The organism is Vibrio sp. CDRSL-10 TSBA (assembly GCA_039696685.1).
Lineage (GTDB): Bacteria > Pseudomonadota > Gammaproteobacteria > Enterobacterales > Vibrionaceae > Vibrio.
Genome location: CP155565.1, coordinates 1,140,697 through 1,156,567, shown reverse-complemented (window position 1 = coordinate 1,156,567; position 15,871 = coordinate 1,140,697). Strand labels below are relative to the sequence as shown.

The 15,871-nt window shown below is 51.5% G+C and carries 10 protein-coding genes and 3 pseudogenes; 7 read left to right on the top strand and 6 right to left on the bottom strand.

The window, feature by feature from the left end:
- Positions 1-36: 36 nt before the first annotated feature.
- Positions 37-1,089 (top strand): 3-deoxy-7-phosphoheptulonate synthase AroG, encoded by a 1,053-nt coding sequence (gene aroG / locus ABDK09_05705; protein ID XAW87682.1) that lies wholly within the window; start codon positions 37-39, stop codon positions 1,087-1,089.
- A 107-nt stretch (positions 1,090-1,196) separates the two neighbouring features.
- On the opposite strand, the gene ABDK09_05700 is transcribed toward aroG, so the two are convergent.
- The gene (locus ABDK09_05700; protein ID XAW87681.1) at positions 1,197-2,534 is read right to left on the bottom strand and encodes an MATE family efflux transporter; all 1,338 of its coding nucleotides are present in this window, start codon (positions 2,532-2,534) and stop codon (positions 1,197-1,199) included.
- 407 nt (positions 2,535-2,941) lie between these two features.
- Here ABDK09_05700 and ABDK09_05695 point away from each other — a divergent pair.
- Positions 2,942-3,208, top strand: a pseudogene (locus ABDK09_05695) (hypothetical protein).
- Between the two features lie 3 nt (positions 3,209-3,211).
- Here the strand turns inward: ABDK09_05695 and ABDK09_05690 are convergent.
- Positions 3,212-4,399, bottom strand: a complete 1,188-nt coding sequence (locus tag ABDK09_05690) for an ISL3 family transposase (protein ID XAW88474.1) — start codon at positions 4,397-4,399, stop codon at positions 3,212-3,214.
- A gap of 94 nt (positions 4,400-4,493) precedes the next feature.
- On the opposite strand from ABDK09_05690, the pseudogene ABDK09_05685 reads away from it, so the two are divergent.
- A pseudogene (locus ABDK09_05685) lies at positions 4,494-7,119 on the top strand (alkaline phosphatase family protein).
- Here the strand turns inward: ABDK09_05685 and ABDK09_05680 are convergent.
- Entirely contained in the window at positions 7,107-8,069 is a 963-nt protein-coding gene (locus ABDK09_05680; protein ID XAW87680.1) for a DMT family transporter, read from the bottom strand. The pseudogene ABDK09_05685 and the gene ABDK09_05680 sit on opposite strands and share 13 nt — an antisense overlap.
- Before the next feature lie 115 nt (positions 8,070-8,184).
- The gene (locus ABDK09_05675; protein ID XAW87679.1) at positions 8,185-8,907 is read right to left on the bottom strand and encodes a helix-turn-helix domain-containing protein; all 723 of its coding nucleotides are present in this window, start codon (positions 8,905-8,907) and stop codon (positions 8,185-8,187) included.
- Positions 8,908-9,322: 415 nt separating this feature from the next.
- Here ABDK09_05675 and ABDK09_05670 point away from each other — a divergent pair, with 415 nt between their 5' ends.
- The 4 genes from ABDK09_05670 to ABDK09_05655 are packed head-to-tail and all read left to right on the top strand — an operon-like array spanning position 9,323 to position 13,204.
- Positions 9,323-10,081, top strand: coding sequence for a gluconate 2-dehydrogenase subunit 3 family protein (locus tag ABDK09_05670; GenBank protein XAW87678.1), 759 nt, complete (start codon positions 9,323-9,325; stop codon positions 10,079-10,081).
- Positions 10,082-10,084: 3 nt separating this feature from the next.
- Complete coding sequence (locus ABDK09_05665) at positions 10,085-10,435, top strand: hypothetical protein (GenBank protein ID XAW87677.1); 351 nt, start codon at positions 10,085-10,087, stop codon at positions 10,433-10,435.
- A complete protein-coding gene (locus ABDK09_05660; GenBank protein ID XAW87676.1) occupies positions 10,395-11,870 on the top strand; it encodes a GMC family oxidoreductase in 1,476 nt (491 codons plus the stop codon). The genes ABDK09_05665 and ABDK09_05660 overlap by 41 nt, the downstream gene beginning before the upstream one ends.
- Before the next feature lie 8 nt (positions 11,871-11,878).
- Positions 11,879-13,204, top strand: a complete 1,326-nt coding sequence (locus ABDK09_05655) for a cytochrome c (protein XAW87675.1) — start codon at positions 11,879-11,881, stop codon at positions 13,202-13,204.
- A gap of 291 nt (positions 13,205-13,495) precedes the next feature.
- Here the strand turns inward: ABDK09_05655 and ABDK09_05650 are convergent.
- Positions 13,496-14,291: pseudogene (locus ABDK09_05650) on the bottom strand (PhzF family phenazine biosynthesis protein).
- Between the two features lie 327 nt (positions 14,292-14,618).
- Positions 14,619-15,578 (bottom strand): hypothetical protein, encoded by a 960-nt coding sequence (locus tag ABDK09_05645; GenBank protein XAW87674.1) that lies wholly within the window; start codon positions 15,576-15,578, stop codon positions 14,619-14,621.
- Positions 15,579-15,871: the final 293 nt, after the last annotated feature.

Here is a 15,871-nt window from a genome sequence, read left to right as displayed (position 1 = left end):
TAGTCAGCAGCAAGACGTAACAGGAAGAAGTAAGCAATGTACCAAACCGATGATGTAAATATTAAACAAATTAAAGAGTTATTACCGCCAGTTGCTGTTCTGGAGAAGTTTCCGGCGACTGAAGTTGCTTCTTCAACCACTTTTCAGGCCCGAAGCGCTATTCATAACATCATGCAGGATAAAGACGATCGCCTGCTGGTGATTGTCGGTCCATGTTCGATTCACGATCCTCAGGCAGCGCTGGAATACGGTAAACGCCTGAAAGCGCTGCGTGAAGAGCTAAGCGGTCAGCTGGAAGTGGTGATGCGTGTTTACTTCGAGAAACCGCGTACTACTGTTGGCTGGAAAGGACTTATCAACGACCCGTACCTGAACGATACGTACGAGATCAATGATGGTTTACGTATTGGTCGTAAACTGCTGCTTGATCTGACTGACATGGGTATGCCGACGGCAAGCGAATTCCTGGATATGATCACGCCGCAATACGTGGCCGATCTGATCAGCTGGGGTGCGATTGGTGCGCGTACCACTGAATCTCAGGTTCACCGTGAGCTGGCTTCTGGTCTGTCTTGCCCGGTTGGTTTCAAAAACGGTACTGATGGCAACATCAAGATCGCTGCGGACGCAATCCGTTCAGCCAGTGCGTCACACAACTTCCTGTCAGTAACTAAGTACGGTCATTCTGCGATTGTGGAAACCGCGGGTAACCCTGACTGCCACATCATTCTGCGTGGTGGTAAAGAGCCGAACTACAGCGAAGCTCACGTCAGTGAAGTGAAACATAAACTCGAAGGTGCAGGTCTGTCTCAGAAAGTGATGATCGACTTCAGCCACGCTAACAGCTCGAAACAGTACCAGCGCCAGATGGTGGTGGGTGAAGACGTTGCGGGTCAGATTGCAAACGGCGAAGATGCTATCTTCGGTGTGATGGTTGAATCTCACCTGGTTGAAGGTCGTCAGGATCTGGTTGCTGGCGAAGCGCCGGTTTACGGTCAGTCGATTACTGACGCATGTATCGGTTGGGAAGATACTGAGACACTGCTGCGCCAGCTGGCTAATGCAGTAGAAACTCGTCGCAACCGTTAATGCGATAATCTGCGAAACGAAAGGCGCTCAACAGAGCGCCTTTTTTAATGGTCAGCGTATGGGATTTAAGCTCACTAACATAGGTCGGCCGCAGATTGCCAAGCCGGTTAAGCCCGTGCGGCTTGATGTTCAATCCGGTATAAGGTGCGCTGGTAAAGGCTCCACGCCGAGGCTCCGGCCAGAATATTACCGATAAAGGCACCGATAAACAGACCTTTTAAGTCGCCGAGTTGCGCTCCCAGCCATAGACACGGCAGGAAAAAAGCGAACAGGCGCAGTGCGGAAATCGTCAGCGCGACATACGACTTACCCAAAGCGTTTGCGACGGACACCATCAACATACAGACCCCCAATGGCCCCAGGCTGAGCGGCACAATCATCAGATGCCAGTTCAGAATCGATTCAACGCTGCTTTCGCTGGTCATCAGGCTGGCCAGCGGGGTGGACAGAGCCAGGGTAACCAATGCAATAAACAGCTGGAAAATCAGAATAAAACGAATCGCGATGGCCACCAGTTTACGGATGTCACCGACCTGATTTGACCCCAATAAGCGACCCACCATCGGCGGGATGGACATGGTCAGCGCCAGTACAGACACAATGGCAAAAAATTCATAACGCGATCCCAGCGCCCACGCGGCAACCGCCGCAGTACCGAACCCCGCCAGTAATTTGGTTGCCAGCATCGAAGAGAGTGGCGGCAGTAACTGGCTCAGCATCGCCGGCCCCATGATGTGGCCGATAGAGCGAATGCTTTGGGCGATATCGAGATCGCTCCAGTCAAACAGCATCCAGTGTTTCGAGGACACACGCGGCGCCACGATCACGATACCAATGCCAAAGGCAACAATGGTTGCCATGGCGGCGCCGTTAATGCCAAAGTCAAACACGAAAATAAACAGCGGGTCGAGTACCAGGTTGAGTACGCTGGTCAGCATCATGATGGTGCCCGGCAACATTGTATTGCCGTTGGCACGGCACAGACTGTAGAGGAAATAAAGTACCGCGCCGACCCAGGCGCTGATAACCCACCAAATCCAGTAGCTGTCGATAATACTGAAGATTGTTTGTGGTGCGCTGAGCAGCGTCAAAATCGGTTCACGCAGCCAGTAGAGCAGGATACCAAACACGGCCACGCCAATACTCCCTATGGCGACCACTAAACCGCCAAGCTGACGGGCATACTTAGCCTGACCTGCGCCCAAAGCGCGTGAAATCACCGCGGTCGTCGCGATGCCTAGGCCGACCTGAACGCCGATGATGATCATCTGAATCGGCATGGTAAAGCCTTGCGCCGCCAGAGGCAGGACGCCCAGCTGGCCGATAAAGGCACTGTCAATCAGCTGAAAGCTCATCAGGGATAAGACGCCAAACAGCATTGGCCAGGTCATTTGAAACAGCTGACGAGAGAGTGAAGGCGAAGTGGAGATTTCGGGGTTTTGCATGTGGTGTATTCTGCTTGTTGATAAGATAAAAAAGTGACTGCGGAAGGAGTAGTCTGCGCAGATAAACTTAATGCCCTGGTAACCGGGTCAACTTTAGGTGGCGTATGTTAACAGCGTAGTCCGTTCGTCGCTATGTCAAAACGAGAACTCTTTCTCTGCCACGGTTGCCATGCCATCAGCAGCGCAGGATTTGCTTTCCATAACCCCATGATCTTTATAATGAACTTGGCGTCGCTATCTGGTTATAGAGTGCATTTCACAAATCTTGGTCATCAACATCGAAAATTTAGACGCCAGTGCTATGGTTAGGGCCATATATGCAAAAGGATGACTGGACAAGCTTGATGAGCAAGATGGGAACAGCAAAGAGCACCCTGCGCCGCTCGGTACTGAGCGCGGTATGCACGATGGGATTGGCGGCACCAGCTGGTGCTGCGTTAGGAGATGCACCCTTGATTGGCGGGGTATTCAATGCAGGAGAAATCCTGAAAAACCAGGTGGTATCAACCCTGAGTTATTCCACCGTGGTGGCGCGTGATGCGACGCTGTTTACCATCGCCGGCGTTACGCTGGACAGCTATATACTGACGCTGCCGCTGGAGGCGGGGGTAAAAGCGCGGGTGATAGGCCAGATTTCCAATCCGGCCTATGCGATTCCGTTGGGCTATTTTTTAGGTTCATCGCGGCTTTCCGGGGAAAGCCGCTTTTATCTTTAAAAAAAAGTAATCGATATCTCGGTAGCCGTAGCCCATTCGTTTGATTAACTTTATCTTGTTGTTTATCCCTTCGAGCGTACAGGTATTGAGTGGGTAGCTTGCAGAAGCAACGATGCCATGAAGATACGGTTTGAGCTTTCTCGCGAAGTCCATAAGCGGCTTGATCCCGCTTTCTTGAACTTGCTCCCACCATACGTCCCATAAGTCTTCCGCTTCGCTTTCTGACTCGCACCTCCATAACTCTTTTAGCTGAGAGCCAAGTAAATACGTCACCATTAAGTCTTTGTTCATACTCAGTATCTCACTCAGATAGCTCTCCTGTTTACTGTCTAAATTACCTCTGTTTTTGAGGAGAACCCAGCGTGAACGTTTCACCCATTGGCGCGCTTTCTTGTCCTGTTTGAGTTGATTAGCTTGGTCAACTCTGACTCTATCCATCACTTCCCGACCAAATTTTGCGACCACATGGAATAAATCGTACACAATGCGGGCGTTAGGACAATGTCGCTGCACTTCGAGGTCGAAAGCCGTATTCATATCCATTGCAACCGCTTCTATGTTCTGGCCATGCTCACCGAGTAATTCAAAGAAGGGACGGATATCTTTTCGGCTGCGTCCAACGCCTATCCAAAGCACTTGATGCGTCTTAGCATCCGCGATAACAGTGGCATAACGATGTCCCTTGAAGAGAGCAAACTCATCCATGACCAGCTGTCTCAGCTCTGCCCAGTTAACCTCTGGCACCGCATGTTGTAGCCGACGTTTATCTATCGCCTTAATCGTATGCCAATGAACCCCCGTCATCTGGGCGATATGTTTGATAGGAAGAAGAGGCAGCAACTGCTCAATGTAACGTCTTAAGCGGTTAGTCAGGCGAGCAAAAGGTTCAAGCCAAGAAATAGATTCGGTTTTGATACCGCAGTCAGGGCACTTTATACGCCTTGTTTGTAGGGATAGCTCGACGGGTACGCCGAGAATCGTCGCTTCCTTAATCGTGCGCCACTGATAATCATGTATGGCTTGAACATGTTGCCCACATGAACATCGAGCAGTCGTGCTGGGTTGGAGAGTAATCGTGATGAGAGAAGACGTTTGTACAGACTTTACGACATGAAAGCCTTCCCAGAAACGAGGATAGGAAAGTATGATTCGGCATGAAAACGGTAGTTTGTGTAAGGTTGTGTTTGGCGATGTAACCTTATCACTTACTACCGTTTTTGTTTTAAGTTCCCGCCAATCCGCGATGAACCATTTTTTATACCAGTACTATGACCGCTACAGCGGCATGGCGGCTGGCGATCAGTTCAAATCATATTTGAGCGGTGTTTATGACGACAGAGCGTTAACCGGCTTTCAGCACAGCTTGTATCATCTTGGCGAGCAAGCACAATCGGCACCGGCCACTCACAGCAAGGACCAGGCTCATCAGGAAGGGATTAAAGTTGATCGTGAGTTTATTGCCACCCTGGTGACCCTGTACGATGCGCTGGTGGATATTGGAGAGTGGCAGGATCTCGACCAACTACCGGCGCACTACCAGTATCTGACTGATAGCGAGCAGGACAGGGCATTAGTCGCCAAAATAGAGCCTGTCGTCGTCGGCTTGCTGACAAGAGCAGCAGGCGGAATGGAAGAGGGCGACATCAAGCATGCCGTGCAGGCGGTACTGGACGATGCTAAACCGGAAAATGCAGACAAAAACAACAATAAAGCTGAGGCCGTGACGGTTTCACTGATTGATTTTGTCCGCCTCAATGTGCTCAAAGGCTATCGACAGTACGTGTATCAGCAGGAACGTACTCAACGCCTCAATGACTGGCTGGTTGATACACTGGATGAGTCTCCGGCTCAAGTGGCGGCGTTTTTACAAGGTCTGGAGCAGCGCCGTTTTGCGGTTCAAGTGACGGTTGACGGCCTGCAGCAAGGGCTGATGCAGGGTCTGGTCAAGCCGGAACTGCCTTTTATCGGCCATGCTTATCAGCGACACCTTGCTGCACCTGCGCTCAAATCGCCGCTCACCACATCCAGTCCTGACCATCAGCAGCAGACTCGCTTTCTGCAGACGCTGGCTGAACAGACCTACCGCGATCCCAATTATCTGCCGTTTTTTAAACGGCTGTACCACAGTCAGCATCGCGCGATCGCTGAAGTCGGGATTTCTTCAACGCCGACCATCAGTGTGCGTAATTTGCCTCTGATAAAAACCGGAGCCAAAGTGACCGGCCCGGGCGGAACAGGTATTCCGAACTTTCATTTCGTCGACCGACAGCAGGATCGTGCCTACTATTTTTACGGCAATGATGCGTTGCAACTCGATCGCCTGGCCGGTGAGCGCGGGATGCAAACCATGTTTGATCGTCTCGACTATCTTAAAACACTCAACTGCAATGCCCAGTATGACTGGAATGCCCATGTCACTTACGATGGACTGATTAATCTTGGCGTTGGAGAAGCGCAGCGCGATTTTGGTGAAAAGCGCTGTCTGCGTGAACTGGCAGCCCGTGCCGGGGTGGAACAAGAACTCAGTGCAATGCGCCGGGCGTTGATTGAACAAATTGCGGGTTACCAGCAGATCGGCAAATGGGATGTCCTGACGCGCTTAAGCCGTAAATGGGCGTTGCAGCAGACACTGAGTGATTATGCCAGCAAGGACATTCAGGGGATGCCGGACTACACCTTGATTTATAATCCCTGGCCGGATCATTTCGCTCATTTTTCCGGGCCGTTCAGCGATGAGATTCTGATGCCGACCGGCGAACTTAACCGGCTTGATTATTGGCTGGGCCGGCTTGAGGATGTGTATCGTCAGGCCGGGGTATACGACCGCACCTTGTGGGGGATGGCCGGCGACCATGGCCTGGCCCCGGTTTACTATACTCTCAATCCGGAGCAACAGATTTTCAGGACGATGCAGGATGATCTTGGTTATCCGATCACGGTGGAAAAAATTTCCTCGGACGAAGGTGAAGGTCCGAAACTGACCAACGCCATTGATCCGCCCGCTTACCGCGGAGTTGATGTCGTGGTGGCATCGACAGCCGGCGGCAACTACATGCTCGACTTCTTTAATGCCCGTGCAGGTTGGGATGTGCAGCCGGTTTATCAGGAACTGACCCGCTGGCAGCCCGCGCAGGCAGACAAAGCGCTGGACATCATCAGTGAAAGTGTCCGGCGCCTGGGCGATACTCTCGATTACTTGGTGGTGCGAGAATCAGCATGTGGCAGTGAGCAGTGCAGCGTGCGTCTGGTTGGCGAGCGTGACGGGCAGCGGTTCGATGAAATTATTCGCCGTCAGGGGGATAAATTATTCTATTTTGCGCTTAATAACAGCGATCTCCATGGTAAACAGCGCAATCGAGATAGTCGCAACGGACAGGTTCGCTTGCTGGATGTTCAGGTGCTCAATCCGTATTTGCCCGCACCGGATGACAAAGCGCTCGATCATTATGGTCAGTTGGTGGATAAATGCCTGTACCGCGCACGTGAAGATGACCTAACCAGTTGGTGCACATCTGCTGAGTGGCGTGATTTAACCCGTTTCAGTACCCGCCCCGACTCAGTCAACCAGTTGGCCGCAATTTATGAAGAGGACAGAGCGGGTAGTGTGAATCTGTTTCCACGCGAAGGGATAGGCTACAACACCAAGGTTTCCGGGTCGCCATGCCGGTGAAAGTTACCTCGAAAAAGACGCTTTTCTTGGTTTCTGGGGGACACCGATCGGCCCGGATGCCGGACCGATTCATAGTCAGGTCAACGGCTCACTGGCGCCGACCATTTATGAGTATCTGACGGGGGAGCCCGTGCATGCGGGGCAGGATGGCTGGGGATTCCCGTCACTGCTCTCCCGGCTCGATATTCAGCCCTTGTGATGCCCCTGCTCTGCAGCCAGTTCGGCTTGGCAGGGGGGCTGAGTCGCGCTGGCTTGCTGTGAGCGAGTCTGATGCCGGGTATAGCGCCAGACACTGACAGCGACCAGAGCGACACCTGAGAGCGATAAAGGGGATAACCGGGTGTCAAACCAGATAAAATCAAACAGCATGGCCAGAGCCGGAATCGCGTAAAACAGCACGCTGACCTGGCTGGCAGAGCGTTGTTTGAGCATCAGCATCAGTAGCAATACGGCCCCGGTTGATACAATGACACTCATCCACAGCAAGGAAGCGATCAGCTCCGGATTCCAGACCATGTGCCAGGGCTGAAATAACTGAATCAGGCTAAACACCAGTAGTGCCAGACTATTCTGGTACAACATGGAATCCATGGTATCAAGAGTGATGCGGCTTTGAAAAATCGTACCCCAGGTGATGGCCAGCAGCGCCAGAATCGCGCAGAGGAGCCCCGTCCAGTTCAGCTCAGCACCAGAGGAGGAGCCCGCGACAGCAAGGCACAGCCCGAAAAAGCCACCCATAAGACACAATACGGCCAAGCCGCTCTGTTTTTGTCGGGTCAGCAATGGGGTGAGCAGCGGCTGTAATCCAAGGATCACGGTCACAATACCCGGCGATAAGCCGTGCTGCAGAGCAAGAAAATAGCCACTCAGATAGCCGGCCTGCACCAGCAGGCCTGCTCCCAGCACATTACGCTGCGTTGGCCTGTCGAGAGTCGGCAAGCGGATTAATCGCCAGCCCCTGAACAGGCCTGACAGCACTAAAATCAGAAGCAAAGAAATGGCTGAACGGGCAATCAGGAAGCTCCATACGGAGGCGTATTGTAACCCCACCTTAGCCATCACCGCTCCGCTGCTCCACATCAGTAAGAATAGCACCGGTGCCAGAGCCGTCAGTGTTTGCGGAGAATAGAGTGTGTACTTGTTACGCATAAACCGGCCTTGTGAAATAAATAGTGACCGGGAAATCGTATCGTAACCAAAAGAAAAAATTGTGCTGAAAAGACGCTTTACTGCGCTGAAACGATGTTGTTATGTCCGGCGGTGGTTAGCCTCTTCGGGCGTTAAAATATTTTGGCGGCTGGCCAAAATAACGGCTGAAACTACGGCTGAACGCAGAGGGGTCCACAAAACCGACTTGTTCGGCAATCAGAGCAATCGGCAGATCGGAGTGAGACAACAGAGCCCGTGCCCGCTCCATACGTAACTTGGTCAGGTACTGAAAAGTGGTCATGCCCATACTGGCTTTGAACAGAGTTTTGTATTGGGTGCTGCTCAGACAGGCGACACTGGCTAACTGCTTTATGGTGAGTGGCATGGCCAGATTATCACGCATTACCTGCAGCGCCTTCTGAATCCGGCTGTCTATCGGCGCGGCAAAGCGTTGACGGGCAAGCAGATCGAGAAAAAGAGCCAGCATTTTCTCTTCAATTCTGCTGTCCACCTCGCTGCTTAGTTGCGAATCAACAAATTGCGCAAATGCCAGTGCCGGGGCATCGAGGATGAAATCCGTGACCTCAGAATGAGCCAGGTTATCCGGTAGCTGACAGAGGTCGGCGACTAAAAAGCGAAAAGCTGAGGAGGCCCGGAAATCGTGGCGCGTGGCTGAGCGGATCACCACGCAATCCCCAAGCCCCGCCCGCAGCGGTTTGCCACTGTCTCCCAGTTCCATTTCAATGAACCCGGATAGGGGGATCACAACCTGATGATAGTCATGCAGATGGCTGTTGGCGTGCACAGTGTAAGAGCGGATAGAGAGTCGGTCGCGCACGGATGAATTCTCCTGAGATGAATGGGCAGGGCGGTGCCACTGACGCTGGTCACTGACTACAAAGGGTTTAAATCAGGAGGTAGAGCTCTGCGGCAAGGTGCATGTTAGCCAAAGAAACCACAGGCAACAATCTGAGTTGAGGTTAAGTTTGCGACGCTTGGATGTTCGAATTTTACGCAGACTCACCTCGGTTAACAACGAGTGCTGATAATCCATGTCATCTGAAAAGTTAATTTATTTGATGTTTGTCATTTTTATGGTGAATTTTATGTGACACTGGTCATTGAAATATTATCTAAATTCAGCATTGACATTTTTTATATGAGATCTGGTTCACAAAATAAATCTTGAAATAATTTATAACAAAAAAGAGATTTTAGTCACATTTTATTATAATTATTAATGGAACCTAGCAATGTCTAACAAAAATGATACGCCGGATAGCTCGCGACGCCGCGATTTTCTGGCTAAGACTTTAGCATTGATCCCCACAGTCGCCATTGGCAGTTCCCTCGGGGGATTGACCTCCTCATCAGTGGCTCAAGCGGCATCTCTTCCTTCCGAAGCTGCAAGCGATACGGATAATCAGCAAGCACGAGACTATTTTCCGACCTTTTTCAGCAGTGAAGAGTTTGCTTTTATTCAAGCGGCCGTCGCGGTGCTGATTCCCAATGACCAATATGGTCCGGGCGCTCTGGAAGCGGGTGTCCCCGAGTTTATTGACCGTCAGATGAACACGCCTTACGGCAGTGGCTCGAACTGGTATATGCAGGGGCCGTTTAACCCCGACGCCGCGCCGGAGTTGGGTTACCAGCGTCCGCTGGTGCCGCGCGATATTTATAAACTTGGCATCGCTGAAGCCGACAAGGTTGCCCGGCAGCAAATGGGCAAAGGGTTTGCTCAGCTGAGCGTTAGCAAACAAAGCCAATTGCTAAGCCAGATGGAAAGCGATCAGGTTAATTTTGAGCAACTGCCAGCCAGCCTGTTTTTTGCCACGTTGTTGCAGAACACACGGGAAGGTTTCTTCAGCGATCCGATTCATGGCGGCAACCAGAACATGGTCGGCTGGAATCTGATCGGTTTTCCCGGCGCACGCGCTGATTTTATGGACTGGGTTGAGCGCGATGAAGCCTACCCGTTCCCACCGGTTTCAATTACAGGTCAGCGAGGTTAAAGCATGGCAAAACAGATGAAAAAGGCCGATGCAGTGATTGTCGGCTTCGGCTGGGCTGGCTCTATTATGGCTAAAGAGCTGACAGAAGCCGGCTTGAATGTGGTGGCACTGGAGCGCGGCCCGATGCGCGATACCTATCCCGATGGTGCGTATCCACAAACTATTGATGAGCTGACCTACAACACGCGGCGCAAGCTGTTTCAGGATTTATCCAAAAGCACAGTGACGTTTCGTCATAACGAAGCGCAGACGGCGGTACCTTACCGTCAGTTGGCGGTGTTTTTACCCGGGAAACGGGACAGGCGGCGCAGGCTTGCACTGGTCTGGCGTGCACTTCCGGGTCGATCCGGTTGAACTGCGCTTACGCAGCCATTATGAAGAGCGCTACGGTAAAAAATTTATTCCTGAAGGTATGACAATTCAGGATTTCGGCGTGTCGTATCAGGAGCTGGAACCTTTCTTTGATAAAGCGGAGAAAGTTTTCGGTACTTCGGGCTCTGAATGGTCGGTCAAAGGCCAGGTGATCGGTAAAGGCAAAGGCGGCAACCCATATGCGCCGGATCGCTCGGATCGTTTCCCGCTCAAAGCGCAAAAGCGTACTCATTCAGCGCAGATGTTTGCTCAAGCCGCTGAATCCGTCGGTTATCATCCCTATGACCTGCCGTCAGCCAATACTTCCGGTCCTTACACGAACACCTATGGTGCCCAGATGGGGCCGTGTAACTTCTGCGGTTACTGCAGTGGTTACGCTTGTTACATGTATTCCAAAGCATCACCGAATGTGAATATCTGGCCGGCGTTGAAGCAAGAGCCGAAATTTGAACTGCGCGCTAACTCTTATGTGCTGCGCGTCAATCTGACAGACGATAAAAAGAAAGCGACGGGAGTAACTTACGTAGATGCGCAAGGTCAAGAAGTCGAGCAACCGGCGGACATCGTGGTTCTGGCGGCGTTCCAATTCCATAACGTTCATCTGATGCTGTTGTCTGGCATCGGCCAGCCATATAACCCTATCACCAATGAAGGGGTGGTGGGACGCAATTTCGCTTATCAGAACCTGTCGACCATCAAAGCGTTTTTCGATCAAAACACCTACACCAATAACTTCATTGGTGCCGGCGGCGCTGGCGTGGCGGTCGATGATTTCAACGCTGATAACTTCGATCACGGACCACATGGTTTTGTCGGTGGTTCACCGTTCTGGGTTAACCAGGCGGGCACCAAGCCGATTTCCGGTCTGCCTACCGTTCCGGGTGCACCAGCCTGGGGCAGCGAATGGAAAGGCGCGATTAAGCAAGCTTACAACCACCATGTGTCGATGGACGCGCACGGTGCGCACCAGTCTTATCGGGTCAATTATATGGATCTTGATCCTAACTATACCGATGTGCATGGCCAGCCTTTGCTGCGCATGACGTTCGACTGGCAGGAGAATGACATCAAGATGTCGCAGTTTATGCACAACAAGATGGCTAACATTGCCAAGGCGATGAATCCGCAAGCGATAAGCGGCAGTGCGAAACAAGCCGGCGAGCATTTCGATGCCCGTAAGTATCAGACCACTCACCTTAATGGCGGCGCGGTGATGGGTGAAAACCCGAAAACCAGTGCGGTCAACCGCTATCTGCAAAGCTGGGATGTGCACAATGTGTTTGTGCCGGGGGCTTCTGCATTTCCGCAAGGGCTAGGCTACAACCCGACCGGCATGGTGGCGGCGTTGACCTATTGGTCGGCCAAGGCGATTCGCGAACAATACCTGAAAAATCCAGGTCCTATGGTTCAGGCGTAAGGAGAGGCATGATGAAAAAATGGATTGCTTGCCTGTTACTTGGCGGATTAAGCACCGCAGCTATGGGACAGACGCCTGAGTCCGATTTGGTGGCTCGCGGCGAATATCTGGCCCGCGCCGGAGACTGTGTGGCTTGCCACACCGCAAAAGGCGGCGCGCCGTTTGCCGGTGGTTTGTCGATGCCGACCCCGATTGGCAATATCTACAGCACCAATATCACTCCGGATAAAGAGACCGGAATTGGTGGCTACAGCTTTGAGGACTTTGACCAGGCCGTGCGCCATGGGGTAAGAAAGGATGGTGACAGCCTGTATCCTGCAATGCCGTATCCTTCTTACGCCATCGTCAGTAAGCAGGACATGCATGCATTGTATGCTTACTTCATGCAAGGGGTTACGCCGGTTAAGCAGGCTAACCATGCCGTGGATATTCCTTGGCCGCTGTCGATGCGCTGGCCGCTGAGCCTGTGGCGCGGCATGTTTGCGCCTGAGGTGCAGGACTTCAGCGCTGACAGCGATGCGGATACGGTGACCGAGCGGGGCCGTTACCTGGTGCAGGGCCTGGGCCACTGCGGTGCTTGTCATACTCCACGTGCGCTGACCATGCAGGAAAAGGCACTCAGCGACAGCGAGGGTGAACAGTACTTATCCGGTGGTGATCCGATGGAAGGTTGGGTGGCGAAAAATCTGCGTGGCGATAATAAAGATGGTTTGGGGCAGTGGAGTGAGCAGGAGTTGGTCACTTTCCTCAAAACCGGCCGTAACTCCCACACGGCCGTGTTTGGCGGTATGACAGATGTGGTCAAACATAGCCTGCAGTATCTGTCGCAGGAAGACTTAACGGCGATTGCCCGCTATCTGAAATCATTACCGGCGAAGGACCCGAATCAGGCACCGTTTAAACCCGATGACACTGTCGCGAAAGCACTGTGGCATGGCGATGACAGTAAACCAGGCGCGGCGGTGTATATCGACAGCTGCGCGGCTTGTCACAAGAGTGACGGCAGCGGTTACGATCACTTCTTCCCGGCATTACGGGGGAATTCCGTGGTGCAGACCGACGATGCGACCTCGCTGATCCACGTTGTGTTGGCTGGCAGTACGCTGCCCGGCACACAGCAGGCACCGAGTGCGATTACTATGCCACCGTTTGGCTGGCGTTTGAGCGACCAGGAAGTGGCGGAAGTCGTCAACTTTATCCGCTCCAGCTGGGGTAATCAGGCTAAACCGGTCGATGCCGCAGAAGTTAAAGCAATTCGCGCCGAGATTGCAACGTCTGATCCCGCTCTGCTGGGTAACGTTAACCCGGATAAGTTGTCGCAAGTGCAGCGCTGAGAAGAACAACGTTAACAAGGACAGACGCCTATACAGGCTGTCTTTCGCTGATGTTATTAAGCCTGCCCTGGTCGGGGCAGGCTTGTTTTATCTGGGACTATTATCAGTGTCGTTAACAAGGACAGACGCCAATATAGGACTATTATCAGGGACAGACACCGTTACCTTAATCTAAGCCTGTAACTTGAATAGTACAAAACTTAGACAGTACAACTAAGCAGGACAGACGCTTAGCTGATGTTTGGCTAATGGGGATTGGCTAACCGGGACAGACGCCCTAAACAGCATCCGCTAGTTGACGTTTATCTTACCCTGCAGATATAAAACAGCATGCCCGGCCACTATCACTCTTTCCTTTTCTACACGGCAATGCAAAATGCCGCCGCGTGCTGATGCCTGATAAGCGATCAATTCTGTTTTATTGAGTCTTTCCGACCAGAATGGTACCAAACCGGCGTGAATTGAACCTGTTACCGGGTCTTCGTCACCGCCATTAGCCGGCCAAAAATAGCGCGAAATAAAATCATAGTCACAAGAGAGCGCGGTTGCGACGACATCAAAAGGGGCGAGCTGTTTGAGTTTTTCATTATCACGTAGCACGTTTAGTACGGAAGACTCATCATGATATACCGCAAAATAGGCTTGCGGGCTGAGCCATACATCATCCGGTTTAATGGAAAGACCTTCGATTAGCGCTGCGGGAATGTCTGAGACTGGATTTGGTGCGCGCTTGGGAAAGCTCATTGAAATCAGTTTATCCGCAGCCCGAGTAACGCTCAGGGTACCGACCTCGAGGGTATCAAATGTCAGAGTATTACCTGTGTTGAAATGGTTGAACAGAACATACGCTGAAGCTAGGGTAGCGTGCCCGCAAAAATCGATTTCCGTTATTGGGGAGAAACCAGCGAATCGCGTAGTGATCTTGTCCGAGACGTTTTACGAAGGCTGTCTCTGACAGGTTATTTTCTTGAGCGATAGAGAGCATAAGCCCATCGCTCAACCACTCTTCAAGCGGTATGACTGCCGCTGAGTTGCCTTTAAACTGCTGTGTAGTAAAGGCATCCACCACGTAAAGTTCTAATTCCATTTATTGCTCTCGGCTCGATTCTTTTGACCAGTTCCACAGCTAAGTTACTTAACTTTATCGAATTATCAACCCGAAACGTGCGAAAGTTATCGTTTATCAAGGACAGACCCCCTTGGTTGAGGACAGACATTGTTGGTTATCTAAGCCCTTGATTGGATTCGTGATAGCGTACTCAGTTGTTACCGACAGAGCTCGTAAGGACACAAAGGTTGTCCCGATATGCTGATAAGAGATTTATGAGATGTGGAAGCGATGCAATGAACAGCGTTATGAGGTATGTAGGTTGCGATATTGAGTGAACATATTTTTATTGAGAGGGGTAATCAGTTAAGTAATGATCAGTCCCACCATGCGGCGGCGATTTAAACGATGTTTGGCACTGATCAGCCGTTGAGCACTACCGATCCAAAGGCGTGATTTTGCTTCGAGTTGGGTACAAAAGTGGAAGCAGTCACTGGGTGAAAGAGCTAAGCGGGCAAGAATATCAGGCAGGTTCCCGTTTATATGCCCGGCTTTATCTGGCCGGATCTGTCTGCCAAGCCAATCCACGAGCTGGAGATAATCTTTGAAGGTAAAAGGTATGCCTTTGCTTTTTAGTGAGCTAGCAAAGCCAACAAAATTAAGCAGTGGCGGCGATTGAGTCAGACCTTTTACTGCGTTACTCACCCTCAGTTTGAGTGAAGTGTATGTGGATTTTTCCGGAGTTGATGCTTCTTTGGCTCGCACCGGGTTCAGATCCACGTAAGCCATTGCTGCAAGTAGTGCCTTTTCATCCAGCAGCGCCTGAGATTTAAACCGTCCTTCCCAAAAATGTCCGGTACATTCGTCTTCTTTATTCGCTTGCAGGGCGATATCAAAATTGAGCTCTTTCATAAACCAACTGAGTGAACACAACCTTTCCCGCCAGGTTGTTATTATTTTCAGGCACTGTTCCTGCTCGGCTTGTGTCACCTTGCCGATTTTAAAACGCTGCATTATTAAAGGCAGGTGATGATCTGCCCCCCAGCGCTCAATGACTTCGGCCGGTGTTAACGTCATGGCAGATTCACGATCAATATGCACGACCAGATGGTAATGATTGCTCATCACGGCAAAGGCGCAGATATCAATGCAGTACAGGGTTGCGAGATGGAGAATTTTATTTTCTACCCATTGGCGGCGGTGTTCGTAGGAGCAACCCGAGATAATATCCTGACCGCATAAAAATGAGCGTCGCACACAGCGTGAAACGCAGTGATAATAGGGCGTGACTTCCGGACAAATAAGTTTAGCTCGGGCGGTAGTCATGATTCGTGCTCTGTTGGTTAGTGATTGACAGAGTGTGGTTCGGCTATGATTTTATGCAACCCGAGAACGCTAAACTGCGGGCTAACGTGGTGATGAGTGCAACTTATCTGTTGCTCAAGAATGGGAAATACAGAGCTTGTTAAACGCGCCTGTCCTGTCAATTTTGTCCTGTTGAGTTGTGAGCGTATAGCGCAGAGGTCGGGCGATTATGAGTGCCTGTCCTCTTAAGCTGTTTCCTGGCCGTTGTGTCATTAATACTTAGATCAGAAGAGAGCAGGGTGAACGGTGCCCAC

What these genes read in the sequence shown, in the direction of transcription:
- aroG (XAW87682.1), top strand. Translation starts at nt 37, where the DNA reads ATGTACCAAACCGATGATGTAAATATTAAACAAATTAAAGAGTTATTA.
- ABDK09_05700 (XAW87681.1), bottom strand. Translation starts at nt 2,534, where the DNA reads ATGCAAAACCCCGAAATCTCCACTTCGCCTTCACTCTCTCGTCAGCTG.
- ABDK09_05680 (XAW87680.1), bottom strand. Translation starts at nt 8,069, where the DNA reads ATGCGTAACAAGTACACACTCTATTCTCCGCAAACACTGACGGCTCTG.
- ABDK09_05670 (XAW87678.1), top strand. Translation starts at nt 9,323, where the DNA reads ATGTCTAACAAAAATGATACGCCGGATAGCTCGCGACGCCGCGATTTT.
- ABDK09_05665 (XAW87677.1), top strand. Translation starts at nt 10,085, where the DNA reads ATGGCAAAACAGATGAAAAAGGCCGATGCAGTGATTGTCGGCTTCGGC.
- ABDK09_05655 (XAW87675.1), top strand. Translation starts at nt 11,879, where the DNA reads ATGATGAAAAAATGGATTGCTTGCCTGTTACTTGGCGGATTAAGCACC.
- ABDK09_05645 (XAW87674.1), bottom strand. Translation starts at nt 15,578, where the DNA reads ATGACTACCGCCCGAGCTAAACTTATTTGTCCGGAAGTCACGCCCTAT.